Source organism: Pseudomonas sp. v388 (genome assembly GCF_003935425.1).
Lineage (GTDB): Bacteria > Pseudomonadota > Gammaproteobacteria > Pseudomonadales > Pseudomonadaceae > Aquipseudomonas.
Window position 1 is genome coordinate 29,717 of the sequence record NZ_RHQN01000008.1, and the last position, 26,659, is coordinate 56,375.

A 26,659-nucleotide genomic window follows, 5' to 3' on the forward strand; every position below is an offset into this window, starting at 1 on the left:
ACAGCCGTGTACACTCGCATCTTTCCCATTTCCCCGCTTACCCGAAGGATGTTCCAGGATGTTGTCGCGCATTCCAGCCGTTACCTGCTGCCTGTCAATCGCTGCTCTCTGCGCAGCGGGCTCTGTCAATGCACTGGAATTTCCGCTGCCGCCGCCCGGTGAAGACATCATCGGCGAGGTGCAGGTGGTCAAGGCCAAATACGAAGACACCTTCGCCGACCTGGGCACGCAGTACGACCTGGGCTATCTGGAAATGATCGCTGCCAACCCCGGTGTCGATCCGTGGCTGCCGGGCGCCGGCAAGGACATCGTGCTGCCGACCCGTTTCATCCTGCCGCCCGGTCCGCGCGAAGGGATCGTCATCAACCTCTCCGAATACCGGATGTACTACTACCCCAAGGGGCAGAACGTAGTGCATACCTATCCGCTGGGTGTGGGGCGTGAAGGCTGGGGCTCGCCGATCGGCGTGACCAAAATCACTGCCAAGACGCCGAACCCGACCTGGACACCACCGGCTTCGATCAAGGCCGAACACGCCGCCGACGGTGATCCGTTGCCCAACGTGGTACCGGCCGGGCCGGACAACCCACTGGGGCCGTTCAAGTTCGGCCTGGGCATGTCCGGGTACCTGATCCACGGTTCGAACAAGAAATTCGGTATCGGCATGCGCACCAGCCACGGCTGCTTCCGCATGTACAACAACAACGTGCTGGAACTGGCCGACATGGCGCCGGTAGGCACCACGGTGCGAATCATCAGCGAGCCATACAAGTTCGGCATCAGTGGCGGCAAGATTTTCCTCGAAGCCCACACCCCGCTGGACGACCTGGGCAATCCGTCGGTGGTGGACAAGCACACGGCGGTGATCAACGCCTTGCTCAAGCGGGAAGACCTGGCGAACAACCTGCGCATGAACTGGGATCTGGTGCGGGACGTAGTGGCAGCCGAAGACGGCATGCCAGTGGAAATTGCCGTTCCGGGTACCGCGACCACGACTGCGGGCGATCCGGCGGTGATGTTTCAGTAATACGGCGCGCTTTGTAGGAGGCAGCTTGCTGGCGATGGCGGCGTGTCAGTCACGATTGCAGCGGCAGATACGGCGCCCAGGCCTTGGCTTTTGCTCTTCGCCGCGACGGCTCAGGCGCCGCCGATCGCGACGTGTGCAGGCCGAGTGGAGGCGTTGCGCAGGGGGAAACGAGGCATGGATGCCGAGTTGGTGCTGCGGGCCGGGACGGCCCTTTGCAGCACGGCCCCCGGAGCTGGGAGCAATGCCTATGCCTACTTTGTGCGAAAACAAAGTAGGCCGGCCGTAAGGGCCGGAGCCATAAGCACAGTCACCCGGATAACGGATATGCCCATTTTCCGGCTTCGCACCTCAATCTGTAGACGAAAAAAAAGCCGACCCGCCTAGGCGGATCGGCTTTTCGATAATCCCGGGGGATTACTTGCGGCTAGCCTTGTCCAACATGCGCAGAGCGCGCTCGTTGGCTTCGTCAGCAGTTTGCTGAGCTTTCTGAGCAGCAGCCAGAGCTTCGTCAGCTTTGCGGTAGGCTTCATCAGCACGAGCTTGCGAACGAGCTGCTGCGTCTTCGGTAGCAGTCAGACGAGCTTCGGTTTCTTTGGAGACGCTGCTGCAACCGGTGGCCAGAACTGCGGCCAGAGCCAGAGCAGAGAATTTCAGAACGTTGTTCATCGTGTTCCCCTTCAAGGACTTTTTCTTCGAGTTAGTCACCTCTCGAAACTGAGAAAATGACCGGCGTACATAGTACCCATTGTTTGTAGTAAGTAAACTGACGAAGCGCAAGAAGCGAACAAATTTCTTGGGTTTGAAAGAGTTCCGCGTTACTTCTCATCCAGTCTGTCTAAAAACTATCCACCTTGCCGCAAGTGCCTCGGCCGCACGCCCGACGACGGCGTGGCTCCCGGGTGCCGGCGGGTTGCAAGTCCTTGCAGAACGGGTACTTGCGACGCCATGCCGGCCCTCGCGCACCCGATCCGGCACCTTCGTATCGCTCACCCGCAGCGGCACGTTGACGGTGCCTGGAAACTGCAGTGACTTCCACTCTTTACAGGCGTCTCAGTCGACAGCATTCGGCGGGATCTGGTTCAACCCAAATGCAATCGGATGTTCGGTCATGACTTTTCGGGCCGACGCCGCTTGAGCATGTTCCTCAATGACGCCTACTATTCAGAGGTGCTCTTCATTGAGATCAGCGTGCTCTTCTCGGTGTCCAGACAGGCACGGGGTGGCGTAGATGTTCCTTCGCCGGAAAAAGATCGGTAAGGTAGGGTCCAATTCCAAGACCCGCGAGGAGAAGTGATGAGCGAGGCGTTGTCCATCCACCATGACCAGAGTGGTCATCAATTCGAAGTCAATATCGACGGCCATCGCGCCTATCTGACTTACATGGACCTGGGTAAGCAGACCCTGGACTTCTATCGGACTTTCGTTCCCGATGCACTGCGTGGTCGGGGCGTGGCCGCCGCGCTCACCGAACGTGCCTTGAACTACGCCGACAGCATGGGCTACACCGTGATTCCGTCGTGCTCCTACGTCGAGCGCTACATGGAGCGTCATCAGCGGCAGGCCGCCAAGATCTGACCACACGGCCACACCATGAAAAACGCCGGGCTTTTGCCCGGCGTTTTCGTTAGAGGGTGTCTACAAAATGGCTGCACTCGCCAATTATTGCGTTGAAACCGCCCTAAAAATGCTCATTTACTCTATGTAAACTGCGCTTTTTTGAGCGATTTCGACTTGTCTTGCCTTCGTTCGCCTATTTTGTAAGCACCCTCTTACCGCCTGATCGTTCAGTCGCGTTTGCGCTTGGGCAGGACATTCTTGAGCTTGGCATGCATGCTGCGCAGGGTGGTCTCGGTGCTTTCCCAGTCGATGCAGGCATCGGTGATGGAAACGCCGTACTTGAGTTCCGACAGATCCTTGGGAATCGCCTGGCAACCCCAGTTCAAATGGCTTTCAACCATCAGGCCGATGATGGACTCGTTGCCTTCCAGGATCTGGTTGGCGACGTTTTCCATGACCAGCGGCTGCAGGGCAGGGTCCTTGTTGGAGTTGGCGTGGCTGCAGTCGACCATGATGTTGGGGCGGATGCCGGCCTTGTTCAGGGCCTGCTCGCACAGCGCGACGCTGACCGAATCATAGTTGGGCTTGCCGTTGCCGCCGCGCAGCACCACGTGACCGTAGGCATTGCCTTTGGTGGTCACGATCGAAACGCCGCCTTCCTGGTTGATGCCCAGGAACCGGTGCGGGCTGGAAACCGATTGCAGGGCATTGATCGCCACGGTCAGGCCGCCGTCGGTGCCGTTCTTGAAGCCGACCGCCGAGGACAGGCCCGAAGCCATTTCCCGATGCGTCTGGGATTCGGTGGTGCGCGCACCGATGGCCGACCAGCTGATGAGGTCCTGCAGGTATTGCGGGGAGATCGGGTCCAATGCTTCGGTGGCGGTGGGCAGGCCCATTTCCGCCAGGTCCAGCAGCAACTGGCGACCGATGTGCAGGCCATCCTGAATCTTGAAGGAGTCATCCAGGTACGGGTCGTTGATCAGGCCTTTCCAGCCCACGGTGGTACGCGGCTTTTCGAAATACACGCGCATGACCAGATACAACGTGTCGGACACCTCGGCGGCCAGGGCCTTGAGGCGCTCGGCGTATTCCTTGGCGGCCTTGAGGTCGTGGATCGAGCACGGCCCGATCACGATGAACAGGCGATGATCGTTGCCGTCGAGGATGTTGCGGATCACTTCGCGGCCCTGGCTGACGGTCTGCAACGCAGCGTCGGTGAGCGGGATCTCGCGCTTGAGCTGATCGGGAGTGATCAGCGTCTCATTGGAAGCGACGTTGAGGTCGTCAATCGGTAAATCGGCCATGTGTTACTCATCAGGTCACGGGTACGGGCCGCCAACGGTATCCCCGTGCGGCGGTGCCCGGCAGGTTTGAGCGCAGCGGGGAGCCGAACCTTAGCGCGTTACCCGGTGTTTCTACAATGGGCAAACGCGGCCAGACGATGCGCCGACAGTCGGGCCGGGCCTGGCAGGTCGGCCCGTCCGGATTTGCAACCGGCCTCTTGTCGAAGGATAGTGTACGGCCATTATCGAGGACGCTTTCTTGGACCAGTTGCAGTTGAGTGACTTTGACATCGACCATCAGTTGCTCGATCTGCCCGGTACATCGCTGGTGATTTTCACCAGCGCCGGCTGTGCGAGCTGCCGTTGGGCCCGTGAGCACCTGCCGCGCCTGGCGCTGGCGGTCGAACGGCTGTGCTGGGTCGATGCGCAGGAAAGCGGCGGCGCCGTGCAGCGCTATGAAGTGTTTCACCTGCCGGCATTGTTCGTGGTGCGCGACGGCGCTTTCTTCGGCGCGATGCGCTCGACCCTCGACGCCACGGCACTGAATCGGGCACTGGAGCTTGCCTTGAACCAGCCTGCGGAAGAACTGCCCTGAGGGGCCTTGGATGAACAGGAGGACGGTTCATGGCAACGGTTGATGAACGAAAACTGGTGGTGGCCATTTCCTCCAGTGCGCTATTCGATCTGCGTGACAGCCACGCGGTGTACATGAGGGACGGGGTCGAAGCCTACCGTCAGTACCAGATCGAGCACGAGGACGAGTTTCTCGAGCCTGGCGATGCGTATCTTCTGGTGGAAAAGCTCCTGAGCCTCAATGCCAGTCTGGGCGAGGCGCGGGTGGAAGTGGTGCTGGTATCGCGCAACAGTGCCGACACCGGCCTGCGGGTATTCAACTCCATTGCGCACCATGGGCTGGATATCAGTCGCGCGGCGTTCGCCGGTGGCCGCAGTCCTTATCCGTACCTGGCGGCCTTCGGCTGCCATCTGTTTCTGTCCACCCACGCCGACGACGTGCGCAGTGCCTTGGATGCGGGGTTCGCGGCGGCGACCATTTTGTCCGGCGGTGCGCGACGTGCAGCTACCGCCGAGCTGCGCATCGCCTTCGACGGTGACGCCGTGCTGTTTTCCGATGATTCCGAACGGGTCTACCAGACCGGCGGGCTGGCGGCGTTCCAGGCCAGCGAACGCGAGTCGGCCCGCGAACCGTTGCGCGGTGGGCCGTTCAAACCTTTCCTGGCCGCCTTGAACCGCCTGCAGCGCGAATTCCCCGAACAAAGCTGCCCGATCCGGACCGCCCTGGTCACCGCCCGTTCGGCACCGGCGCATGAGCGGGTCATCCGCACCCTGCGCGAGTGGGACATCCGGCTCGACGAGTCGCTGTTTCTCGGCGGCCTGCGCAAATCGGCGTTTCTCGAAGCCTTCGCCGCCGATGTGTTCTTCGACGATCAGCCAGGACATTGCGAGCTGGCTCGTGAGGTCGTAGCCACCGGCCATGTTCCCCACGGGGTCAGCAACGAAATAAAGCTGTGATGAGACGGGGCGCAAGTTCACCGCCGTCCCTGATGTGAGCGCACTGCTAAGCTGAATCAATCTCCGCCATTCAGGCAGTCCGGGAGGTCACATGATTCGTTCGATGCTGTATGCCACAGACCTGGGTCTGTATGCGCCGTATGTCACGCAACACGCGTTGGCGCTGGCTCGAACCTTCAGTGCCGAACTCTATGTCGTCCACGTCGTTGAACCCATGGGGCTGTTCGCCGAGTCGGTGCTGCAGAGCTACCTGGGCGAGGACGCCTGGCACGACCTTCACAGCAGTGGCGTAGGTGCGTTCATGGATGGAATAGAGCAAAGGATGCTCGACGGGTTTCGTGAGGAACTGGGTGAAGGCCACAAGGATCTGTCTTTCATCCGCACAGTGCGAGTCGTTCAGGGAGAACCTTCCAGTGTGATCCTTGAGCAGGCCCGGGAACTGGCTGTGGATTTGCTGGTGGTGGGAAGTCATACCCATCAGGCGAAAGAGGGCGAGTCGATCGGACGTACGGCCGCCAGGATTTTGCAGCTTTCCGATGTACCGGTTTACATGGTGCCCATGATGCAGAACAGAGGGCGAGGGTAGAGCGAAGGTTCGTTTGAAGGGATTTGGTGAAATGGAGCGTGTAATCGCCTCACAAAGGTGATAAATAGTTCTAGTAGAATTCATCGCACCATTAATCCAGTTATATACCGTCGCTGATGCCCCTAGGGTTTATCTGCTTTGAGGGATACATATGAAGCTCCAACAATTGCGCTACATTTGGGAAGTGGCGCACCACGACCTCAACGTTTCCGCGACGGCACAAAGCCTCTATACCTCTCAGCCCGGCATCAGCAAGCAGATCCGCTTGCTCGAGGACGAGTTGGGGGTCGAAGTCTTTGCCCGCAGCGGCAAGCACCTGACCCGGGTCACGCCGGCAGGCGAGCGCATCATCACCACGGCCGGTGAGATTTTGCGCAAGGTCGAAAGCATCAAGCAAATCGCCCAGGAATTCTCCAACGAGAAAAAGGGCACATTATCGATTGCAACCACCCATACGCAGGCGCGCTATGCGCTGCCGCCTGTCATCAGCAACTTCATCAGGCAGTATCCGGACGTTGCGTTGCACATGCATCAGGGCTCGCCCATGCAGATCGCCGAAATGGCGGCTGACGGCACCGTGGACTTCGCCATCGCCACCGAGGCGCTGGAGCAGTTCGGCGATCTGGTCATGATGCCGTGCTATCGCTGGAACCGCTGCGTCGTGGTGCCTCAGGGTCATCCCCTGACCAAGGTGCCGAAGCTGACCCTGGAACTGCTGGCCGAATACCCGATCGTCACCTACGTGTTCGGGTTCACCGGTCGTTCCAAGCTCGATGAAGCCTTCAGCCATCGGGGCCTGGTGCCCAAGGTCGTGTTCACCGCCGCCGACGCGGACGTGATCAAGACTTACGTGCGGTTGAATCTGGGGGTGGGTATCGTCGCCAGGATGGCGGTGGACGAGGAACTGGACAGCGACCTGGTGATACTCGATGCCAGCGAACTGTTCGAATCCAGTGTCACCAAAATTGCTTTCCGACGCGGGACATTCCTGCGTGGCTTCATGTGCGACTTCATCGAGAAATTCGCCCCGCACCTGACCCGTGAAGTCATGGCCAAGGCGATCCATTGCCATAACCGACAGGAGCTTGAAGAACTGTTCCAGGATGTCGAGCTGCCGGTGCATTAGAAAGCAGAGGCAAGTTTCAAGCTGCAAGCTCCAAGTCAGGGCCATACGCCCCAGCTTGTAGCTTGTAGCTTGTAGCTCAGCCCGGCTGCCGTGCGATCAGATTCCCCGCGTGCAATCCGCATTCCTTCTGCGTCGACTCTTCCCACCACCAGCGACCTTCGCGTTCGTGCTGGTTGGGCAGTACCGGCCGGGTGCAGGGCTCGCAGCCGATGCTGATGAAGCCGCGTTCATGCAGGCTGTTGTACGGCAGCTCCAGCATGCGGATATAGCCCCAGACTTCCTCGCTGGTCATCTGCGCCAGCGGGTTGAACTTGTAGAGCGTACGTTGCGGCGTGGAGAAGGCGCTGTCGATTTCCAGGGCCGCCACCGCGCTGCGGGTGCCGGGGCTCTGGTCGCGGCGTTGGCCGGTGGCCCAGGCTCTCACCGTCGACAGCTTGCGGCGCAGCGGTTCGATCTTGCGAATCCCGCAGCACTCGCCATGACCGTCGCGGTAAAAACTGAACAGGCCCTTTTCCTTGACCAGGGGTTCGAGCAGGCGCTGGTCGGGCGTCATGATCTCGATGTCGATCTTGTAGTGCTCGCGAACCTGCTCGATGAAGCGGTAGGTTTCCGGATGCAGGCGGCCGGTGTCCAGGCTGAACACCTTGACGTTCTTGTTGAGTTTCCAGGCCATGTCCACCAGCACCACGTCTTCGGCTCCGCTGAACGAAATCCACAGATCGTCACCGAAGTGTTCGAAGGCCAGTTTCAGAATGTCCTGGGGGGACTTGTTGGCGTACGTCGCGGCCAGTTCGGCGACGTCGAAAGGTTGGCTCATCAGGCGGCTTCCTAAGTACAGAGTGGCGCTTCAAGCGCTCGTAGTGGCGGCTATGGTAACAAATCGAGGCTTTCTATTGTGGGGGCATGCATGGAGCGTGCAGGGAGCCAGCCTGCTGGCGAACGCGTATTGGCAGACGCCAAAAACCATGGCTACAGGTTTTCCAGCGTCTCCATCAGCACCCGCACCTTGGTGAAGGTTTCCTGGTATTCGGCTTCGCAGTCCGAGTCGGCGACGATACCGCCGCCGCCCCAGCAGCAAATGCGGCCGTCCTTGACCAGCAGGCTGCGGATGGCGATGGAACTGTCCATCTCGCCGCGCACGTCCAGGTACAGCAGCGAGCCGCAATACAGCGCTCGGCGTGTCGGTTCCAGTTCGTCAATGATCTGCATGGCGCGGATCTTCGGCGCGCCCGTGATCGAGCCGCCGGGGAAGCTGCCGCCGATCAGGTCCAGCGCGTCGTGGTCAGCCGCCAGCTCGCCGGTCACGCTGCTGACCAGATGATGCACGTTGGGGTAGCTTTCCAGGCTGAACAGCTCCGGCACCGTCACCGAGCCGATCCGGCAACTGCGACCCAGATCGTTGCGCAGCAGGTCGACGATCATCAGGTTTTCCGCGCGGTCCTTGGGGCTGGCGAGCAATTCTTCGGCCAGCGCGGCGTCTTCGATAGCGTCGCGGCCACGGGAACGTGTGCCTTTGATCGGGCGTGTTTCCACCTGCCGGTCGCTGACCCGAACGAAGCGCTCCGGCGACAGGCTCAACACCGCGCCGCCGTCCGGCAGCGGCATGAAGCCGGAAAACGGTGTCGGGCAGGCCGCTCGCAACGCGGTGTACGCCGCCCATGGATCGCCCTGGCAATTGGCCTGAAAGCGTTGCGCGAAGTTGACCTGATAGCAATCGCCGGCCTGAATGTAGCCCTGAATCTTGTCGAATGCGGCGCGGTATTGTTCGGGGCTGAGGTCGGCTCTGAATGGGCCGGTCAGTTCGAACGCTGCCGGTTGGCGATCGGCCGGCTGAGCGAATAACCCCAGCAGGCGACGCTTGTCGGCCTCGGCAACGCAAGGGTGGCAGACCAGCTGCGTGGTGCGGGCATGATGGTCGGTAATGACCGCCCAGGCGTACAAGCCCAGGCGTGCATCCGGCAGCCGCAGATCGTCGATGGCCCGTTCCGGCAGCGGTTCAAGGCGTCGGCCCAGGTCGTAGCCCAGATAACCGATCAAGCCACCGGCAAACGGCAGCTCGCTGCCTGCGGGTAACTGTGCCTCGCCCAGGCCAGCGAGGCTGTCGCGCAGACGCTGAAGAAACGCCGCACCTGATTCGTCTGCCTCGACAGCCAGCTGGTCCACAGGCCAGGCGCTGAGCAGATCAAACCTGCCGCGATCCGCGCCCGGACGACCGCTGTCCAGCAGTACGGCGCCGGGTGCGTGTCGGATGCGCAGAAAGTATTCGGCAGGGTCAGCTGAATACGGCAAGGGATGCAGGCTACAGATCGGCATTCGTAAAGGCGGTCGACGTTAAGAGGTCGGCGATTGTAATCCCACTGGCCCCTGAGTCCTAGCCGCAACCTGGCTGATCGTCATGAAGTGTCGGCCGATCAGCAGCGGCTAGAGGCCCACATGTCCGAACGTTTCCTGCACGAACTTCAGGCGTTGCTCAGGTGTTTCCTGCTCCCCGTTGCGCGCCAGCTCTTCCAGCCGCGCTTCGACGGCCTGGGTCCGGTGCGTCAGCCCGCAGTCGTTGGCGATCTGGATATTCAGGCCGGGACGGGCGTTGAGCTCCAGGATCAGCGGGCCTTTGTCTTCGTCCAGCACCATGTCCACGCCGATATAACCCAGGCCGCACAGCTCGTAGCATTCGGCGGCAAGCTTCATGAAGCCGTCCCAGGTCGGCAACTGCACGCCGTCCACCGCATTGGTGGTGTCCGGATGCTTGCTGATGATGTTGTTCAGCCAGGTGCCTTGCAGGGTAACGCCGGTGGCCAGGTCCACACCCACGCCGATGGCGCCCTGGTGCAGGTTGGCCTTGCCGCCGGACTGTCGGGTCGGTAGGCGCAGCATCGCCATGACCGGGTAGCCCATCAGCACAATGATGCGGATGTCCGGCACGCCTTCATAGCTGATGCTCTTGAAGATCGGGTCAGGCTTGACCCGATACTCGATCAGCGCCCGGTCGCGGTGCCCGCCCAGGGAATACAGGCCGGTCAGGATGCTGGACACCTGATGCTCGATCTCATCGTGGCTGATGATGCGCCCGGACACCGTGCGGTAGCGTTCCTCGAACCGGTCGGCAACCACCAGAATGCCGTCACCGCCGGCGCCCTGTGCCGGTTTGATGACGAAGTCGCTGCGTCCGCCGAGAATTTCGTCGAGGCGGTCGATTTCCTTCTCGGTGGAGATCACCCCGTACATTTCCGGCACATGAATGCCGGCCTGGATCGCCCGTTCCTTGGTGATGATCTTGTCATCCACGATCGGGTACAGGCTGCGCTTGTTGTACTTGAGCACATAGTCGGCATTACGCCGGTTGATGCCCATGATGCCCTTGGCTTCCAGTGCCTTCCAGGTCTTCCACCAGCCGATCACTTGGCCTGTTCCTCTTTGAGGAACGCCTTGAAGCGCATCAGTTCGGTCAGGCGATAGCCGCGGTATCTGCCCATCGCCAGCATGAAGCCGACCAGCACCAGCAATACGGCCGGGAAGGTGAATACGAAGTAGGTCAGTTCCGGGACGCTCATGATCAGGTGCGCCAGGGAAGCGGCGAACAGCGTGCCGATGGCGACTTTCATCGCATGGCTGGCGCCGCGTTCTTCCCAGGTGATGGACAGCCGCTCGATGGTCATGGTCAGGATCACCATCGGGAACAGCGCCACCGACAGGCCGCGCTCAAGGCCCAGCTTGTGGCTGAACAGGCTGATGGCGGCGATCAGCACCACCACGAAGGTCAGCACTACCGACAGGCGCGGCAGCATCTGCAACTTGAGGTGTTCCAGGTACGAACGCAGCGACAGGCCCAGTGCGGTGATCACCGTGAACAGCGCAATGCCGAAGCCCAGCTGGGTTTCCCGGAACGCCAGGGCGATCAGCACCGGTGTGAAGGTGCCCAGGGTCTGCAGGCCGATCAGGTTGCGCAGGACCAGGATGACCAGCACGCCGATGGGGATCATCACCATGATCATGAACGTCTGCTGGGTCTGCAGCGGCAGGCCGTAGAGCGAGTAGGACAAAAAGTCTGCGTCGGTGCTTTCGTCGGTCAGCTTGGCCAGACGCATGGCGTTCATTTCGCTGTTGTTGAGGCTGAAATTGACCTGCACTTTCCTGCCACCTTCGGCGGTGACCAGGCTTTCTTCGCCAGTCCACCACAGCAGCCGGTCCTCGGGCAGGCCGGCTTCGCCGGTGTCCGGGTTGAAGTACAGCCATTCCTTGCCGTTGAAGCTGCGCAGCCACAGTTCCGGTGTCTGTGGCTGGTCGGCGATCAAGCGAATGGTGTGGGCCTTTTCCATCGGCACATGGGCGATGGACAGCAACAGTTCGGTGATCTGGGCTTTCTTCGAGGCCGAGGTGTCGCCGCCCAGCAGCAGCTTGACGTTGTCGTCGTTGAGGTTATTGACCCGCTTGATGGCTTCGGTGATGAAGGTCTCGACATCCGCCGAATGCTGGCGTATCGGCGCCAGCAGCGCCTCCGCAGCGATTTTCTCCGGCCCCTCGACCGGCAGGCTGTCGCGGAAGATCGGGCCTTTGACCTTGGGCTTGTCGCCGGTATAGCGCTTGGTCAGCACCAGACGGTAGTAAAGCGTCTGGTTGCCGGTGGCGCGCCGGGTCGACCAGGTGACACGACGGTTGCCGTCGGCACGGTTGACGCTGACCCCGTAGTTATTGGAAATGAAGCTTTCGTTGAGACTGATGTAGTCGTGGGCCAGAGGTGGCACGAACATCTGGATCTTCACCGAATCCTTGGGGTTGGCAACGAACTCGACCTTGGCATCGATGTTCCACAAATCGTCGGTTTCTTCTTCGCTCACGGGAATGCCGAGCGCGACTATCTGGTAAGCCGTGATCGCGATGCCCAGGGTCACCAGCACAGTGATCAGGATTTTCAGATGGAGCGTAAGAGCGCGCATGGTTTTACTCTGCGTTTTGAGCGACGGAAGCGCAGCCGGGCTTGCCTGCTGCGTATTTAAGGCTTGGGTCAACCAGCGCATCGAAGTGCTTGAGCGCCTCGGAGCCGATCAGGAGCGGGTATTGGAAAGCACTTCGGTCGGTCAAGTTCACTTCTATGGTGCGTAAAGTTTCACCCATGCACACCTGCAGGCTGATGACCGGCCGGGCGCTGTACTTTTGGTCCTCGTCAGGGTCCAGATCGTCGGCCCGGCGCTTGATCTTGCTGACCCTGGCCAACGGCCGTTCGATGGGGTGCGCGTGGCGGTCGTCGATCGCCAGATAGAAACGCACCCAGCTCTCGCCATCGCGCTTGAAATGCTTGATGTCCCGGGCGCTCAGCGAGGCGGTCTTGGCGCCGGTGTCGAGCTTGGCAGCAACCTCCAGATCGATATCGCTGAGCCTGGCGTATTCGTTCAAGCCATAGACGGTCTTGCTGGCGGCGAACCCCAGGGCGGGCAGAAAAAGCAGGCAGAGCAGGGCGGGGAAGAATGTGAGTCTCATAGATCCTGGCGCGGTGGGCGCATTCGGGCAAAAAAGGTAATGAACGGGCGGCAAACGGGCGACTGGCCTCGACACGCGCCCGATGACAAGGCCGGCGAAAGGCCGAGGGCGGTGAAACAACGGCGCCCCCGCGAAAGCGGCAGCATTCTAGCATGGGGTTTTTCTGGCGCCAGTTGTGCGACTGGTGCAGTAATGCGTAGGAAACTTCCCTGTGAAGGCTGGCCGCTTATTCGGCCAGCTATTAGACGATTGTCGACAGTCGGCGTATTTTCTTTGACGACAGAGCCATATTTGACTAGTTTTGCCGTGGTGAATCACAAGGGTGTCGACAATGTTCAGCGAGCTACAGAATCTGGCGGGCACACAGGACGATTCGGCAACTCTGTCTGAAAATGTGTTTCGTCGTATCCAGTCGGCCATCGTCAAAGGCGAGATCGCGCCCGGCAGCAAGATTTCCGAGCCGGAACTGGCGCGCACCTACGGCATCAGTCGTGGGCCGCTGCGCGAAGCCATCCACCGCCTGGAAGGCTTGCGCCTGGTGGTGCGCGTGCCTCATGTCGGCGCTCGCGTGGTTTCGCTGAGCCATGGGGAAATGATCGAGTTGTACGAAATCCGCGAATACCTCGAAGGCATGGCCTGCCGGCTGGCCGCCGAACGCATGACTCAAGCCCAGATCGACGAACTGCGCCAAGTCCTGGACACCCACGAACGCGATGCGGCATTTCAGGCCGGGGTCGGCTATTACCAGCAGGAAGGCGACTTCGACTTCCATTATCGGATCATCCAGGGCAGCGGCAATCGCACGTTGAGCCAGATGTTGTGCGGCGAGCTGTACCAACTGGTGCGCATGTATCGCATCCAGTTTTCCACGACCCCTAACCGGCCACGCCAGGCGTTTGCCGAACACCACCGGATTCTCGACGCCATCGCCGACCGCGACGGCGAACTGGCCGAACTGCTGATGCGCCGCCATATCGGCGCCTCACGTCGCAACATCGAGCGTCATTACCAGACGGCTCCCGACCGAGGTGAACCATGAGTCACGACAATAAAACTCCCGGCCAGCGCTTCCGTGATGCGGTGGCCAGCGAACACCCGTTGCAGGTGGTAGGGGCGATCAATGCCAACCATGCCTTGCTGGCGAAACGGGCGGGCTTCAAAGCGATCTACCTGTCCGGCGGTGGCGTGGCGGCCGGTTCCCTGGGTTTGCCGGACCTGGGCATTACCGGCCTGGATGACGTGCTGACCGACGTGCGACGCATCACCGACGTGTGCGACCTGCCGCTGCTGGTGGACGTGGACACCGGGTTTGGCTCGTCGGCCTTCAACGTGGCGCGCACGGTGCGCTCGATGATCAAGGCCGGCGCGGCGGCGATCCATATCGAGGATCAGGTAGGTGCCAAGCGCTGCGGCCATCGGCCTAACAAGGAAATCGTTTCGCAGCAGGAAATGGTCGACCGCATCAAGGCAGCCGTCGATGCCCGCAGCGACGACAGCTTCGTGATCATGGCGCGCACCGACGCGCTGGCCGTGGAAGGGTTGGAGTCGGCGCTGGAGCGGGCGGCGGCCTGTATCGAAGCCGGTGCCGATATGATCTTCCCCGAAGCCATCACCGAACTGGCGATGTACAAACAGTTCGCCAACCGCGCAGGCGTACCGATCCTGGCCAACATCACCGAATTCGGCGCCACGCCGCTGTTCACCGTGGACCAGCTGCGCGAGGCCGACGTTTCTCTGGTGCTCTATCCTTTATCGGCATTCCGTGCGATGAACAAGGCCGCCGAAAATGTCTACGGCGCCATCCGTCGCGACGGCACGCAAAAGAACGTCATCGACACCATGCAGACGCGCATGGAGCTATACGACGCCATCGACTATCACGATTTTGAACAGAAGCTCGATGCGCTGTTTGCGCAGAAGAAAGGCTGACCTGAACGGTAGGAGCGTGCTTGCCGCGATGACGTCATTTTTTGTCAACGAATTTGCTGCGTATGTAACGGTCCCTGCGCCACCAAGGTGGCTCCTGCAGTGACGAATGATCCGACTAGCCGATTCCCGACAATTTCAAGAACTGGAGAATGCAATGGCTGAAGCAAAAGTATTGAGTGGTGCCGGTCTGCGCGGGCAGGTGGCCGGGCAGACGGCGTTGTCTACGGTGGGCATGGCCGGCGCCGGGCTGACCTATCGCGGCTACGACGTTCGCGAACTGGCTGCCGAAGCGCGTTTCGAAGAGGTCGCTTACCTGCTGCTTTATGGCGAGTTGCCTACCCAGTCGCAACTGGACGATTACCTGAAGCGTCTCAAGGGCCTGCGGGATTTGCCCCAGGCTTTGAAAGAAGTACTGGAGCGCATTCCCGCCGACACCCATCCGATGGACGTGATGCGCACCGGCGCGTCGATGCTCGGCACCCTGGAACCGGAGCGCAGCTTCGACCAGCAACGCGACGCCACTGACCGGCTGCTGGCGGCCTTCCCGGCGATCATGTGCTACTGGTATCGCTTCAGCCATGACGGCAAGCGCATCGACTGCACCACCGAGGAAGCGTCCATCGCCGGGCATTTCCTGCACCTGCTGCTCGACAAATCCCCCAGCGACCTGCACCGCAAGGTCATGGACGTCTCACTGATTCTCTACGCCGAACACGAGTTCAACGCCTCGACCTTCACGGCGCGGGTCTGTGCCTCGACCCTGTCCGACCTGTTCTCCTGCGTCACCGCCGCCATCGGCACCCTGCGCGGCCCGTTGCATGGCGGCGCCAACGAAGCGGCGATGGAAATGATCCAGCGTTTCGCCTCGGCCGAAGAAGCCACTCAAGGCACCCTCGGCATGCTGGAACGCAAGGAAAAGATCATGGGTTTCGGCCACGCGATCTACAAGGAATCGGACCCGCGCAATGAGGTCATCAAGGGCTGGTCGAAACAGCTCGCCGATGAAGCGGGCGACACGGTGCTGTTTCCGGTTTCCGAGGCCATCGACAAGGTCATGTGGGAACAGAAGAAGCTGTTTCCCAACGCCGATTTCTATCACGCCTCGGCGTACCACTTCATGGGCATCCCGACCAAACTGTTCACGCCGATCTTTGTCTGTTCGCGGCTGACCGGCTGGGCGGCCCACGTGTTCGAGCAGCGCGCCAACAACCGCATCATCCGCCCGAGCGCCGAGTACGTCGGTGTCGAGCAGCGCAAGTTCATTGCCCTCTCACAGCGCTGAACACTGCCGCTGTCCCGTGGGAGGGAGCCTGCTCGTGACGACCAGGTTTCCCATCCACCGGGCAAATGAAAGCTGCCGGTTATCCAAGGGCAGGGGCGTCACTGAAGAACGCCCCGCTCATTTCCGATTTCACCGTGATCGAGTCCCGCAATGAACACTGACTTTCGCAAGCCGCTTCCCGGTACGCCGCTGGATTATTTCGATGCCCGTGCGGCGGTCGAAGCGCTCAAGCCCGGCGCCTACGACACCTTGCCCTACACCTCGCGGGTGCTGGCGGAAAATCTGGTGCGTCGCTGTGATCCGGCGACCCTTAACGCATCCCTCAGGCAACTGATCGAGCGACGCCGCGACCTGGACTTCCCGTGGTTCCCGGCCCGAGTCGTGTGCCACGACATCCTGGGCCAGACCGCGCTGGTGGACCTGGCCGGTTTGCGCGATGCCATCGCCTCGCAGGGTGGTGACCCGGCGCTGGTCAATCCGGTGGTGCCGGTGCAACTGATCGTCGATCACTCGCTGGCGGTGGAATGCGGCGGAAACGACCCCCAGGCGTTCGAGAAAAACCGCGCCATCGAAGACCGCCGCAACGAAGACCGCTTCCATTTCATCGACTGGACCAAACTGGCGTTCAAGAACGTCGAAGTCATCCCGCCGGGCAATGGCATCATGCACCAGATCAATCTGGAGAAAATGTCGCCGGTGGTGCAGGTCCTGGGTTCGGTCGCGTTCCCGGACACGCTGGTCGGCACCGACAGCCATACGCCCCATGTGGATGCGCTGGGCGTGATCGCCATCGGCGTCGGCGGGCTGGAAGCGGAGAACGTGATGCTGGGCCGCGCTTCATGGATGCGCTTGCCGGACATCATTGGCGTCGAACTGACCGGCCGCCGCCAGCCGGGCATCACCGCCACCGATGTGGTGCTGGCGCTGACCGAGTTTCTGCGTGCACAGAAAGTGGTGGGCGCCTGGTTGGAATTCTACGGCGAAGGCGCGTCGAGCCTGACCCTGGGCGACCGGGCGACCATTTCCAACATGGCGCCGGAGTACGGCGCGACGGCGGCGATGTTTTCCATCGACCAGCAGACCCTCGATTACCTGCGCCTGACCGGTCGCGAAGACGAGCAGGTACGCCTGGTGGAATGCTATGCCCGACAGACCGGGCTGTGGTCGGACGATCTGGCGCAGGTCGTGTACGAGCGAGTGCTCCGCTTCGACCTGTCCAGCGTGGTGCGTAACATGGCCGGGCCGTCCAACCCCCATGCGCGGGTCGCCACCACCGAGCTGGCGGCCAAGGGCATTGCCGGGCCGTGGAGCGAGACGCCGGGGCAAATGCCGGACGGCGCGGTGATCATCGCGGCCATCACCAGTTGCACCAACACCAGCAACCCGCGCAACGTGATCGCCGCCGGGCTGCTGGCGCGCAATGCCAACCGTCTGGGACTGACGCGCAAACCCTGGGTGAAATCTTCCCTGGCGCCCGGTTCCAAGACCGTGGCGCTGTACCTGGGCGCGGCCGGCTTGACTGAAGAGCTGGAGCGACTGGGATTCGGCGTCGTGGCGTTTGCCTGCACCACCTGCAATGGCATGTCCGGCGCGCTGGACCCGACGATCCAGCAGGAAATCATCGACCGGGACCTGTACGCCACGGCGGTGCTGTCCGGCAACCGCAATTTCGACGGGCGGATTCATCCCTACGCCAAACAGGCATTCCTCGCTTCGCCGCCGCTGGTGGTGGCCTACGCAATTGCCGGCACGATTCGCTTCGATATCGAGAACGACGTGCTGGGCGTGGTCGACGGCCGGGACATTCGCCTGAAAGACCTGTGGCCCAGTGACGAGGAAATCGACGCCGTAGTGCAGGCTTCGGTCAAGCCCGAGCAGTTCCGCCAGGTCTACATTCCAATGTTCGCCATTGATGAAGGCAGTGCCGCGCAGGTCGCGCCGCTGTACGACTGGCGGCCGGCCAGCACCTACATCCGTCGCCCGCCGTATTGGGAAGGCGCGCTGGCCGGCGAACGCACCCTCAAAGGCATGCGCCCGCTGGCGGTGCTGCCGGACAACATCACCACCGATCACCTGTCGCCGTCCAACGCCATCCTGCGCGACAGCGCGGCGGGCGAATACCTGACGAAGATGGGCGTGCCGGAAGAGGACTTCAATTCTTACGCGACCCATCGCGGCGATCACCTGACCGCCCAGCGGGCGACCTTCGCCAACCCGCAACTGATCAACGAAATGGCGGTGATCGACGGCCAGGTCAGGAAGGGTTCGCTGACGCGCCTGGAACCTGAAGGCACTGTGACGCGCATGTGGGAAGCCATCGAAACCTACATGCAGCGCAAGCAGCCGCTGATCATCATCGCCGGTGCCGACTACGGCCAGGGTTCGTCCCGGGACTGGGCGGCCAAGGGCGTGCGTCTGGCGGGTGTCGAGGCCATTGCGGCACAGGGTTTCGAGCGCATTCATCGCACCAATCTGGTGGGTATGGGCGTACTGCCGCTGGAATTCCAGCCAGGCACCACGCGTTTGACCCTGGGCATCGACGGCAGCGAAACCTTCGACGTGGTCGGCCATCGCACACCCCGTGCGACCCTGACGCTGGTCATCAACCGTCGCAGCGGCGAGCGCATCGAAGTGCCGGTAACTTGCCGCCTGGACACCGCCGAAGAAGTCTCGATCTACGAAGCCGGCGGCGTGCTGCAGCGCTTTGCCCAGGATTTTCTGGAGGCGACCGCAAGCTGACCTCGTGCCGACTCGGCGTGGACATTGAGGGAGGCAGCTTGCTGGCGACGGGGGCTTCTTTGGCAGAAATGCATGGCCCGTCCCCACGCTGTCGCGAGCAAGCTCCCTCCCAAAAAACCTCACCCGGACAATTTCGACAGGACCACGACCATGCCCCATCCACCACAACTGAAAATCCCTGCCGTCTACATGCGGGGCGGCACCAGCAAGGGTGTGTTCTTCACGCTGGAAGACCTGCCTGAAGCTGCGCAAGTGCCCGGCCCGGCGCGGGATGCCTTGCTGTTGCGAATCATCGGCAGCCCCGACCCTTATGAAAAGCAGATCGACGGCATGGGCGGTGCGACCTCCAGCACCAGCAAGACCGTGATCCTGTCGCGCAGCAGCAAGGCCGGGCACGACGTCGATTACCTGTTTGGTCAGGTTTCCATCGATAAACCCTTCGTGGACTGGAGCGGCAACTGCGGCAACCTGTCGGCGGCGGTGGGTTCCTTCGCGATATCGAGCGGTCTGGTAGACGATGTTCCGCACAGTGGCACCGCTACGGTGCGCATCTGGCAGGCCAACATCGGCAAGACCATCATCGCCCACGTGCCGATCACCGGCGGCGAAGTGCAGGAAACCGGCGATTTCGAACTGGACGGCGTGACGTTTCCGGCTGCTGAAGTACAGCTCGAATTCCTCGACCCGGCTGCCGACGAAGACGGGGCGGGCGGGGCGATGTTTCCCACCGGCAATCTGGTGGACGAACTGCAAGTGCCCGGTCTGGGGACGTTGCAAGCCACACTGATCGATGCCGGCATCCCGACCATTTTCGTCAACGCAGACGCTATCGGCTACAGCGGTGCCGAGCTGCAAGGCGATATCAACGGCAATCCGCAAGCCTTGGCTATGCTTGAAGCCATTCGTGGTGCCGGTGCGTTGCGCATGGGCCTGATCGACAGCATCGAACAGGCGGCCACGCGTCAGCACACGCCCAAGGTCGCGTTTGTCGCGCCGCCTGCCGACTACATCGCCTCCAGCGGCAGGCCGGTGAAGGCATCGGACATCGATCTGTTGGTACGGGCAGTGTCCATGGGCAAGCTGCATCACGCGATGATGGGCACGGCTGCCGTCGCCATCGGCACCGCCGCCGCGATTCCCGGCACGCTGGTGAATCGGGCGGCCGGCGGCGAGTCGCGCAGCGCCGTGCGTTTCGGTCATCCGTCGGGCACCTTGCGAGTCGGCGCCGAAGCACGTCAGGAAGGCGGGGAGTGGAAGGTGACCAATGCAATCATGAGCCGCAGCGCGCGGGTTCTGATGGAGGGTTGGGTCAGGGTGCCGCTCTAGGGGTCAGCAATTGTCTATAAGGGTGAGCCGACCCTGATAACGCGTGGAGGGTACACATGAGCCAGAACGTCGATGTCAACAACCGCCCTGATTACGACCAGGTCTTGCAGGATATCGCCGACTACGTCCTGAACTACCAGGTCGAATCGGCCGAAGCGCTGGACACGGCGCGTAATTGCCTGATGGATACCTTGGGCGGCGGCCTGTTGGCGCTGCGCTTTCCCGAATGCACCAAACATCTGGGGCCGATCGTCGAAGGCACGGTGGTGCCGTTCGGCGCACGGGTGCCCGGCACCCAGCTGCGGCTGGACCCGGTCAAGGCCGCATGGGACATCGGCTGCATCATCCGCTGGCTGGATTACAACGACACCTGGCTGGCGGCGGAGTGGGGCCATCCTTCGGATAACCTGGGCGGCATTCTGGCGGTGGCCGATCATCTCTCGCAACGCCGGGCGGCCAGTGGCGAACCGCCGCTGTTGATGCGTCAGGTGCTGGACGCGATGGTCATGGCCCACGAAATCCAGGGCATTCTGGCGCTGGAAAATGCCTTCAACCGGGTCGGGCTGGATCACGTGCTGCTGGTCAAGGTGGCCTCCACAGCGGTGACCGCGAAACTGATGGGCGCCGATCGCGAGCAGTTACTGTCTGCGCTATCCCACGCCTTCGTCGATGGTCAGGCGCTACGCACCTATCGTCATGCCCCGAATGCCGGGTCGCGCAAATCCTGGGCCGCGGGCGATGCGACCAGTCGCGGCGTGCGCCTGGCCGACATTGCCTTGCGTGGTGAGATGGGCATTCCCGGCGTGTTGAGCGCGCCGCAATGGGGCTTCTATGACGTGTCGTTCAGCCACAGCAACAAGGACCTGGCCACCAAGCCCGAGAAACAACGTACGTTCGTGCTGTCGCGGCCTTACGGCAGCTACGTGATGGAAAATGTGCTGTTCAAGATCAGCTTCCCGGCCGAGTTCCATGCCCAGACGGCCTGCGAGGCGGCGGTGATCCTGCATCCGCAGATCCGCCACCGCATGCATGAAATCATCCGGATCGTGATTACCACCCATGAATCGGCGATCCGCATCATTTCCAAGGAAGGCCGACTGGCCAATGCCGCCGACCGTGACCATTGCCTGCAATACATGGTGGCAGTGCCGCTGGCCTACGGCACGCTGGTGGCCGAGCATTACGAAGACGATTTCCACGCCGCGCACCCGATCATCGATCAACTGCGCGAGAAAATGGTGATCATCGAAGAGCCGCGCTACAGCCAGGAATACCTGGAACCGGACAAGCGCTCCATCGCCAACGGCATTCAGGCGTTCTTCAAGGACGGATCGAGCACCGGCAACGTGGTAGTGGAATACCCCATCGGCCACCGCCGTCGTCGCGCTGAAGGCATCCCGCTGCTGGAAGAGAAATTCAAGACCAACCTCGCCACCCGCTTCCCCGCCCAGCGCTGCGAACAGATCTTTGCGTTGTGCAAGGACCAGAAGCGCCTGGAAGAGATGACGGTGCATCGGTTCATGGATTTGTTTGTGGTCTGACAGCCAGTGCTGGAAATGGCTTTCGCCAGCAAGCCAGCTCCTGCGGGCGCGGCGTGTCCTTGCAGGAGCCGGCGATCCGTCTTGCTGGCGAGCGGGTCAGTGAGCAGGGTCCGTTATTTGAATCTCCTCTCCACCCCTTTTTCAACCAGCACCTTGGCCGAGATTTCTTCCACGGAAAAATGCGTGGAATTGATGTTGGGAATGTTCTCGCGGCGGAACAGGTTTTCCACTTCCCGCACTTCGAATTCACACTGGGCGTAACTGGCATAACGGCTGTTGGGCTTGCGTTCATGACGAATGGCGGTGAGGCGATCCGGGTCGATGGTCAGGCCGAAGAGCTTTTCCCGATGCGCCTTGAGTGCCTCCGGCAGTTGCAGGCGCTCCATGTCATCTTCGGTCAGTGGATAGTTGGCCGCGCGGATACCGAATTGCATCGCCATGTACAGGCAGGTCGGCGTCTTGCCGCAGCGCGATACGCCGACCAGAATGATGTCGGCCTTGTTGTAATACTGCGTCCGTGCGCCGTCGTCGTTGTCCAGCGCGAAGTTGACCGCCTCGATACGTTCCATGTAGTTGGAGTTGTGACCGATGGAGTGGGATTTGCCCACCGAATACGAGGAGTGTGAACTAAGCTCCAGCTCCAGCGGCGCCAGGAAGGTCGAAAAGATATCGATCATGAAGCCGTTGGATGTCGCCAGTATTTCGCGTATCTCCTGATTGACGATGGTGTCGAAAATGATCGGCCGGGCATCGTCCTTGTCCGCGGCTTTGTTGATCTGCTGTACCATCGCCCGCGCCTTTTCGACGCTGTCGATATAGGGGCGCGTGAACTTGTTGAAGGTTATGTTTTCAAACTGCGCTAGCAGACTCTGGCCCAGCGTCTCAGCCGTGATGCCGGTGCCGTCGGAGATGAAGAAAGCGGATCGTTTCATTTGCGCCTTTGGCCCTATAAGCAGGTGACGATTCTTGGCTATGATAGGCGCGCTTGTCGGCCCCTGGTGCCGGCATTCTCACCTTTTTTTCAGGTCCAGGCTCGCGCCCGACCCAACTGGCCCGCTGTCGCCCTCAGGCGGCATCAGGTGTATGAGCTTTTCCCAACAACACAGTTAGTGGAGAGATCACCTTGGTAGAGTACGTAGTTTCCCTCGATAAGCTCGGCGTCCATGATGTAGAGCATGTGGGAGGCAAGAACGCATCCCTCGGCGAAATGATCAGCAACCTCTCGGGCGCTGGCGTTTCGGTGCCCGGTGGCTTCGCCACCACGGCCCAGGCCTACCGTGATTTCCTTGAGCTGAGCGGTCTGAACGATCAGATCCACGCAGCTCTGGATGCTCTTGATGTCGACGACGTCAACGCCCTGGCCCGTACCGGCGCGCAGATTCGTCAGTGGATCATGGAAGCCGAGTTCCCCGAGAAGCTTAACGCCGAAATCCGGACCGCCTTCGCCACGCTCTCGGCGGGCAATCCGAACCTGGCCGTTGCCGTGCGTTCTTCCGCCACCGCCGAAGACCTGCCTGACGCGTCCTTCGCGGGCCAGCAGGAAACCTTCCTCAATATCCGCGGCGTGGAAAACGTTATCCGCGCGGCCAAGGAAGTCTTCGCTTCGCTGTTCAACGACCGGGCTATTTCCTACCGCGTTCACCAGGGCTTCGACCACAAGCTGGTCGCGTTGTCGGCCGGTGTGCAGCGCATGGTGCGTTCCGAAACCGGCACGGCGGGCGTGATGTTCACCCTCGACACCGAATCGGGCTTCCGCGACGTGGTGTTCATCACCGGCGCCTATGGCCTGGGCGAAACCGTGGTGCAGGGCGCGGTCAACCCTGACGAATTCTATGTTCACAAAAACACCCTGGCCGCCGGCCGCCCGGCGATCCTGCGCCGCAACCTGGGCAGCAAGGCGATCAAGATGATCTACGGCGACGAGGCCAAGGCCGGTCTGTCGGTCAAGACCGTCGACGTCGATGCCGCCGAACGCGCGCGCTTCTGCCTGACCGATGCCGAAGTCAGCGAGCTGGCCAGGCAGGCGATGATCATCGAGCAGCACTACAAGGCGCCGATGGACATCGAATGGGCCAAGGACGGTGACGACGGCAAGCTGTACATCGTCCAGGCGCGTCCGGAAACGGTGAAAAGCCGCACCTCGGGCAACGTCATGGAGCGCTATCTGCTCAAGGAGAAGGGCACGGTTCTGGTCGAGGGTCGTGCCATCGGCCAGCGCATCGGCGCCGGCAAGGTGCGGATCATCAAGGACGTGTCGGAGATGGACAAGGTCCAGGCTGGCGACGTGCTGGTCTCCGACATGACCGACCCGGACTGGGAGCCGGTGATGAAGCGCGCCAGCGCCATCGTTACCAACCGTGGCGGCCGCACCTGTCACGCGGCGATCATTGCCCGTGAGCTGGGCATCCCGGCGGTGGTCGGTTGCGGTAACGCCACCCAATTGCTGGTGGACGGGCAGGGCGTGACCGTGTCCTGCGCCGAAGGCGATACCGGCTACATCTTCGAAGGCGAGCTGGGTTTCGACATCAAGACCAACTCGGTCGATGCCATGCCCGAACTGCCGTTCAAGATCATGATGAACGTCGGCAACCCTGACCGCGCATTCGATTTCGCCCAGTTGCCCAACGCCGGTGTCGGCCTGGCGCGTCTGGAGTTCATCATCAATCGCATGATTGGCGTGCACCCCAAGGCGCTGCTCAACTATGCCGGGCTGCCGCAGGACATCAAGGACAGCGTCGACAAGCGTATCGCCGGTTACGACGACCCGGTCGAATTCTATGTCGAGAAGCTGGTCGAGGGCATCAGCACCCTGGCAGCGGCCTTCACGCCGAAAAAAGTCATCGTGCGCCTGTCGGACTTCAAGTCCAACGAATACGCCAACCTGATTGGCGGCAAGCTCTACGAGCCGGAAGAAGAAAACCCGATGCTGGGTTTCCGCGGGGCGTCGCGCTACATCAGCGAAAACTTCCGCGACTGCTTTGAGCTGGAATGCCGCGCCCTCAAGCGCGTGCGCGAAACCATGGGCCTGACCAACGTCGAGATCATGGTGCCGTTCGTGCGCACCCTGGGCGAGGCCAGCCAGGTGATCGACCTGCTGGCGGCCAACGGCCTCAAGCGTGGCGAGAACGGGCTGCGCGTGATCATGATGTGCGAGCTGCCTTCCAACGCAATCCTGGCCGAGGAATTCCTGGAATACTTCGATGGCTTCTCCATCGGTTCCAACGACCTGACCCAGCTGACCCTGGGCCTGGACCGTGACTCGGGCGTCATCGCGCATCTGTTCGACGAACGCAATCCGGCGGTCAAGAAGCTGCTGTCCAATGCCATCGCCGCGTGCAACAAGGCCGGCAAGTACATCGGCATCTGTGGTCAGGGTCCGTCGGACCATCCGGACCTGGCGCGCTGGCTGATGGAGCAGGGCATCGAAAGCGTTTCGCTCAACCCCGACTCGGTGCTGGAAACCTGGTTCTTCCTGTCCGAGGGGCAGGCGCCGGCCTGATGTGACGCACATCCGATCTGAACCGTCTTGTGGTTCAGGTTTTTGACGAAAGGCGGTTTTCCCGGAAACCGCCTTTTTTCTTGTGTGTTGCACCGAAACAGGCGTCTGCACGCCGTCTTGTTCAGTCCGACGGGGCCTGCGCGGCCCTGGAACCCTCGATAAAGAGCACTATGCAAAGCAGCAGCCATCTTTTTCCCGTGGCCCTGATCAGCGCCGAACGTCGTGGCGATCTGGTCGAGGACGTCTACCGTCTCAAGCCTGCCAACAGTCCCGACCCCAGTGTCGAACTGGCCCTGACCCGCCTGGGCCTGAGCGACCAGCCCGATGCCCGCGGCGTGCCGGTGATTCTGTTGCATGGCAGTTTTTCCAACCGCCGTTTCTGGTATTCGCCCAAAGGCATTGGTCTTGGGCCGTTTCTGGCGCGGGCCGGTTATGACGTGTGGATCGCCGAAATGCGCGGTCACGGGCTTTGCGCACGCAACGAACGCTACCGCGATAACCGCGTCGCGGACTATGCCCGTTATGATTTGCCGGCCATCGCCGGCTTCGTTCGGGAGCAGAGCGGGCAGGCGCCGCACTGGATCGGCCATTCCCTGGGCGGCACGACCCTGGCGGCGGCGTTGGGTGGTCAGTACCTCGGGCCTGCGCACGCCGCTTCGGTGGCGCTGCTCGGCAGCCAGGTCAGCCGCACTTACTGGCCGCTGAAGATTCCGCCGTTGCAGTGGTCCGCACGGCTGCTGCTCAAGCGTTTCGACCACATCTCCGGCCCGCGTTTCAAGCGCGGTCCGGAAGACGAGCCCATGGGCCTGGTGCTGGAAAGCATGCGCTGGCACGGCCTGTTCGGTCAGTTCGGCGAGCGGGGCAATCATTGGTGGGAGGGGCTTGAGGCCGTTGAGGTGCCGCTGCTGGCGGTGGCCGCCATGGGTGATCATCAAGACCCGGTCTGGGCCTGCCGGATGCTGTTCGAGCAGATCGGCTCCGAGCACAAACAGTTTCTGTGCCTGGGGCGTGAGCAGGGCTTCAGCGAAGACTTCGGCCATGTCGAGATGGTGGTCAGCAAAGCCGCGCAGCGGGAAGTCTGGCCGCGTATCGCCGACTGGCTGCAGGCCCGTTGTGCACCACAGCAGGTACAGCCGCTGCCGGTTGCGCAGGTGAGCTGAGACGGGCAGGGTATTGCGTCGATGGCTGGGATTAAATTCACTATGCTGCTTTAATCCCGCTACAGCTGATCTAGCCGTGCGCATGTTCACAACTGACTGGAGCTGACTCATGCATTACCTGACCCCTGATCTGTGCGACGCCTATCCGGAGCTGGTGCAAGCGGTAGAGCCGATGTTCAGCAACTTCGGCGGACGCGACTCCTTTGGTGGGCAGATCGTCACCATCAAGTGCCATGAAGACAATTCCCTGGTCAAGGATCAGGTCGCCCAGGACGGCAAGGGCAAGGTGCTGGTCGTCGATGGCGGCGGCTCGCTGCGCTGCGCATTGCTGGGTGATCTGCTGGCCGAGCAAGCGGCGAAAAGCGGCTGGGAAGGGCTGCTGATCTACGGCTGCGTGCGTGACGTGGACATGCTGGCGCAGACGGATCTCGGTGTGCAGGCCCTTGCGAGCCACCCCAGAAAAACCGAAAAACGCGGCATCGGCGACCTGAACGTCCCGGTCACTTTCGGCGGAGTGACCTTCAGGCCCGGTGACTACCTGTACGCCGATAACAACGGCGTGATCATTTCCCCATCCCCCCTGACAATGCCGGAATAAG

The 26,659-nt window shown here is 61.5% G+C and carries 23 protein-coding genes; 15 read left to right on the plus strand and 8 right to left on the minus strand.

Going from position 1 to position 26,659, the window contains the following annotated elements; translation table 11 throughout:
- Positions 1–58: 58 nt before the first annotated feature.
- Positions 59–1,027: a L,D-transpeptidase family protein gene (locus EGJ27_RS18535; RefSeq protein ID WP_125832197.1), complete on the plus strand. Its 969-nt coding sequence runs from the start codon at positions 59–61 to the stop codon at positions 1,025–1,027.
- A 414-nt stretch (positions 1,028–1,441) separates the two neighbouring features.
- Here the strand turns inward: EGJ27_RS18535 and oprI are convergent, their stop codons facing one another.
- On the minus strand, positions 1,442–1,693 hold the full coding sequence (gene oprI, locus EGJ27_RS18540) for an outer membrane lipoprotei OprI (RefSeq protein WP_002553018.1): 252 nt from the start codon (positions 1,691–1,693) through the stop codon (positions 1,442–1,444).
- A gap of 627 nt (positions 1,694–2,320) precedes the next feature.
- Here oprI and EGJ27_RS18545 point away from each other — a divergent pair.
- Positions 2,321–2,602, plus strand: coding sequence for a GNAT family N-acetyltransferase (locus EGJ27_RS18545; protein WP_125832198.1), 282 nt, complete (start codon positions 2,321–2,323; stop codon positions 2,600–2,602).
- A gap of 209 nt (positions 2,603–2,811) precedes the next feature.
- Here the strand turns inward: EGJ27_RS18545 and EGJ27_RS18550 are convergent, their stop codons facing one another.
- Positions 2,812–3,888, minus strand: coding sequence for a 3-deoxy-7-phosphoheptulonate synthase (locus EGJ27_RS18550; protein WP_125832199.1), 1,077 nt, complete (start codon positions 3,886–3,888; stop codon positions 2,812–2,814).
- A 238-nt stretch (positions 3,889–4,126) separates the two neighbouring features.
- Here EGJ27_RS18550 and EGJ27_RS18555 point away from each other — a divergent pair, with 238 nt between their 5' ends.
- The 4 genes from EGJ27_RS18555 (at position 4,127) to cysB (ending at position 7,109) form a co-directional block, all read left to right on the plus strand.
- Positions 4,127–4,462, plus strand: a complete 336-nt coding sequence (locus EGJ27_RS18555) for a thioredoxin family protein (RefSeq protein WP_125832200.1) — start codon at positions 4,127–4,129, stop codon at positions 4,460–4,462.
- A 29-nt stretch (positions 4,463–4,491) separates the two neighbouring features.
- On the plus strand, positions 4,492–5,397 hold the full coding sequence (locus EGJ27_RS18560; protein WP_125832201.1) for a 5'-nucleotidase: 906 nt from the start codon (positions 4,492–4,494) through the stop codon (positions 5,395–5,397).
- A 91-nt stretch (positions 5,398–5,488) separates the two neighbouring features.
- Positions 5,489–5,983 carry a universal stress protein gene (locus EGJ27_RS18565; RefSeq protein WP_125832202.1) on the plus strand — a complete coding sequence of 165 codons (495 nt, stop codon included), beginning with the start codon at positions 5,489–5,491 and terminating at the stop codon, positions 5,981–5,983.
- A 151-nt stretch (positions 5,984–6,134) separates the two neighbouring features.
- Positions 6,135–7,109 carry an HTH-type transcriptional regulator CysB gene (cysB, locus tag EGJ27_RS18570; protein WP_125832203.1) on the plus strand — a complete coding sequence of 325 codons (975 nt, stop codon included), beginning with the start codon at positions 6,135–6,137 and terminating at the stop codon, positions 7,107–7,109.
- Positions 7,110–7,185: 76 nt separating this feature from the next.
- On the opposite strand, the gene EGJ27_RS18575 is transcribed toward cysB, so the two are convergent.
- The 5 genes from EGJ27_RS18575 to EGJ27_RS18595 all read right to left on the minus strand — a co-directional run bounded on the left by EGJ27_RS18575 (position 7,186) and on the right by EGJ27_RS18595 (position 12,584).
- On the minus strand, positions 7,186–7,926 hold the full coding sequence (locus EGJ27_RS18575) for a phosphoadenylyl-sulfate reductase (RefSeq protein ID WP_125832204.1): 741 nt from the start codon (positions 7,924–7,926) through the stop codon (positions 7,186–7,188).
- A gap of 152 nt (positions 7,927–8,078) precedes the next feature.
- On the minus strand, positions 8,079–9,422 hold the full coding sequence (pabB, locus tag EGJ27_RS18580; protein WP_125832205.1) for an aminodeoxychorismate synthase component I: 1,344 nt from the start codon (positions 9,420–9,422) through the stop codon (positions 8,079–8,081).
- Between the two features lie 108 nt (positions 9,423–9,530).
- Positions 9,531–10,505 carry an alpha-L-glutamate ligase-like protein gene (locus tag EGJ27_RS18585; RefSeq protein ID WP_177523062.1) on the minus strand — a complete coding sequence of 325 codons (975 nt, stop codon included), beginning with the start codon at positions 10,503–10,505 and terminating at the stop codon, positions 9,531–9,533.
- Entirely contained in the window at positions 10,505–12,043 is a 1,539-nt protein-coding gene (locus EGJ27_RS18590; RefSeq protein ID WP_125832207.1) for an inactive transglutaminase family protein, read from the minus strand. The genes EGJ27_RS18585 and EGJ27_RS18590 overlap by 1 nt, the downstream gene beginning before the upstream one ends.
- 4 nt (positions 12,044–12,047) lie before the next feature.
- Complete coding sequence (locus EGJ27_RS18595; protein WP_125832208.1) at positions 12,048–12,584, minus strand: ATP-dependent zinc protease; 537 nt, start codon at positions 12,582–12,584, stop codon at positions 12,048–12,050.
- 331 nt (positions 12,585–12,915) lie between these two features.
- On the opposite strand from EGJ27_RS18595, the gene EGJ27_RS18600 reads away from it, so the two are divergent.
- From EGJ27_RS18600 to prpD, 6 genes are all read left to right on the plus strand, one after another.
- On the plus strand, positions 12,916–13,623 hold the full coding sequence (locus tag EGJ27_RS18600; protein WP_125832209.1) for a GntR family transcriptional regulator: 708 nt from the start codon (positions 12,916–12,918) through the stop codon (positions 13,621–13,623).
- Positions 13,620–14,513 (plus strand): methylisocitrate lyase, encoded by an 894-nt coding sequence (gene prpB, locus EGJ27_RS18605; protein ID WP_125832210.1) that lies wholly within the window; start codon positions 13,620–13,622, stop codon positions 14,511–14,513. The genes EGJ27_RS18600 and prpB overlap by 4 nt, the downstream gene beginning before the upstream one ends.
- A 154-nt stretch (positions 14,514–14,667) precedes the next feature.
- On the plus strand, positions 14,668–15,795 hold the full coding sequence (prpC, locus tag EGJ27_RS18610; protein ID WP_125832211.1) for a 2-methylcitrate synthase: 1,128 nt from the start codon (positions 14,668–14,670) through the stop codon (positions 15,793–15,795).
- A 150-nt stretch (positions 15,796–15,945) separates the two neighbouring features.
- Entirely contained in the window at positions 15,946–18,534 is a 2,589-nt protein-coding gene (acnD, locus tag EGJ27_RS18615; RefSeq protein WP_125832212.1) for a Fe/S-dependent 2-methylisocitrate dehydratase AcnD, read from the plus strand.
- A gap of 150 nt (positions 18,535–18,684) precedes the next feature.
- Complete coding sequence (gene prpF, locus EGJ27_RS18620) at positions 18,685–19,860, plus strand: 2-methylaconitate cis-trans isomerase PrpF (protein WP_125832213.1); 1,176 nt, start codon at positions 18,685–18,687, stop codon at positions 19,858–19,860.
- Positions 19,861–19,916: 56 nt separating this feature from the next.
- Positions 19,917–21,401 (plus strand): 2-methylcitrate dehydratase, encoded by a 1,485-nt coding sequence (gene prpD, locus EGJ27_RS18625; RefSeq protein ID WP_125832214.1) that lies wholly within the window; start codon positions 19,917–19,919, stop codon positions 21,399–21,401.
- 113 nt (positions 21,402–21,514) lie between these two features.
- Here the strand turns inward: prpD and EGJ27_RS18630 are convergent, their stop codons facing one another.
- Positions 21,515–22,333: a pyruvate, water dikinase regulatory protein gene (locus EGJ27_RS18630; RefSeq protein ID WP_125832215.1), complete on the minus strand. Its 819-nt coding sequence runs from the start codon at positions 22,331–22,333 to the stop codon at positions 21,515–21,517.
- A gap of 191 nt (positions 22,334–22,524) precedes the next feature.
- On the opposite strand from EGJ27_RS18630, the gene ppsA reads away from it, so the two are divergent.
- The 3 genes from ppsA to rraA all read left to right on the plus strand — a co-directional run bounded on the left by ppsA (position 22,525) and on the right by rraA (position 26,658).
- A complete protein-coding gene (gene ppsA / locus EGJ27_RS18635; protein WP_125832216.1) occupies positions 22,525–24,900 on the plus strand; it encodes a phosphoenolpyruvate synthase in 2,376 nt (791 codons plus the stop codon).
- A 170-nt stretch (positions 24,901–25,070) separates the two neighbouring features.
- The gene (locus EGJ27_RS18640) at positions 25,071–26,060 is read left to right on the plus strand and encodes an alpha/beta fold hydrolase (RefSeq protein ID WP_125832217.1); all 990 of its coding nucleotides are present in this window, start codon (positions 25,071–25,073) and stop codon (positions 26,058–26,060) included.
- Positions 26,061–26,169: 109 nt separating this feature from the next.
- Entirely contained in the window at positions 26,170–26,658 is a 489-nt protein-coding gene (gene rraA, locus EGJ27_RS18645) for a ribonuclease E activity regulator RraA (protein WP_125832218.1), read from the plus strand.
- Position 26,659: the final 1 nt, after the last annotated feature.

Coding starts and splice junctions, on each gene's coding strand:
- EGJ27_RS18535 (WP_125832197.1), top strand. CDS start 59: ATGTTGTCGCGCATTCCAGCCGTTACCTGCTGCCTGTCAATCGCTGCT.
- oprI (WP_002553018.1), bottom strand. CDS start 1,693: ATGAACAACGTTCTGAAATTCTCTGCTCTGGCTCTGGCCGCAGTTCTG.
- EGJ27_RS18545 (WP_125832198.1), top strand. CDS start 2,321: ATGAGCGAGGCGTTGTCCATCCACCATGACCAGAGTGGTCATCAATTC.
- EGJ27_RS18550 (WP_125832199.1), bottom strand. CDS start 3,888: ATGGCCGATTTACCGATTGACGACCTCAACGTCGCTTCCAATGAGACG.
- EGJ27_RS18560 (WP_125832201.1), top strand. CDS start 4,492: ATGGCAACGGTTGATGAACGAAAACTGGTGGTGGCCATTTCCTCCAGT.
- EGJ27_RS18565 (WP_125832202.1), top strand. CDS start 5,489: ATGATTCGTTCGATGCTGTATGCCACAGACCTGGGTCTGTATGCGCCG.
- cysB (WP_125832203.1), top strand. CDS start 6,135: ATGAAGCTCCAACAATTGCGCTACATTTGGGAAGTGGCGCACCACGAC.
- EGJ27_RS18575 (WP_125832204.1), bottom strand. CDS start 7,926: ATGAGCCAACCTTTCGACGTCGCCGAACTGGCCGCGACGTACGCCAAC.
- pabB (WP_125832205.1), bottom strand. CDS start 9,422: ATGCCGATCTGTAGCCTGCATCCCTTGCCGTATTCAGCTGACCCTGCC.
- EGJ27_RS18590 (WP_125832207.1), bottom strand. CDS start 12,043: ATGCGCGCTCTTACGCTCCATCTGAAAATCCTGATCACTGTGCTGGTG.
- EGJ27_RS18595 (WP_125832208.1), bottom strand. CDS start 12,584: ATGAGACTCACATTCTTCCCCGCCCTGCTCTGCCTGCTTTTTCTGCCC.
- EGJ27_RS18600 (WP_125832209.1), top strand. CDS start 12,916: ATGTTCAGCGAGCTACAGAATCTGGCGGGCACACAGGACGATTCGGCA.
- prpB (WP_125832210.1), top strand. CDS start 13,620: ATGAGTCACGACAATAAAACTCCCGGCCAGCGCTTCCGTGATGCGGTG.
- prpC (WP_125832211.1), top strand. CDS start 14,668: ATGGCTGAAGCAAAAGTATTGAGTGGTGCCGGTCTGCGCGGGCAGGTG.
- acnD (WP_125832212.1), top strand. CDS start 15,946: ATGAACACTGACTTTCGCAAGCCGCTTCCCGGTACGCCGCTGGATTAT.
- prpF (WP_125832213.1), top strand. CDS start 18,685: ATGCCCCATCCACCACAACTGAAAATCCCTGCCGTCTACATGCGGGGC.
- prpD (WP_125832214.1), top strand. CDS start 19,917: ATGAGCCAGAACGTCGATGTCAACAACCGCCCTGATTACGACCAGGTC.
- EGJ27_RS18630 (WP_125832215.1), bottom strand. CDS start 22,333: ATGAAACGATCCGCTTTCTTCATCTCCGACGGCACCGGCATCACGGCT.
- EGJ27_RS18640 (WP_125832217.1), top strand. CDS start 25,071: ATGCAAAGCAGCAGCCATCTTTTTCCCGTGGCCCTGATCAGCGCCGAA.
- rraA (WP_125832218.1), top strand. CDS start 26,170: ATGCATTACCTGACCCCTGATCTGTGCGACGCCTATCCGGAGCTGGTG.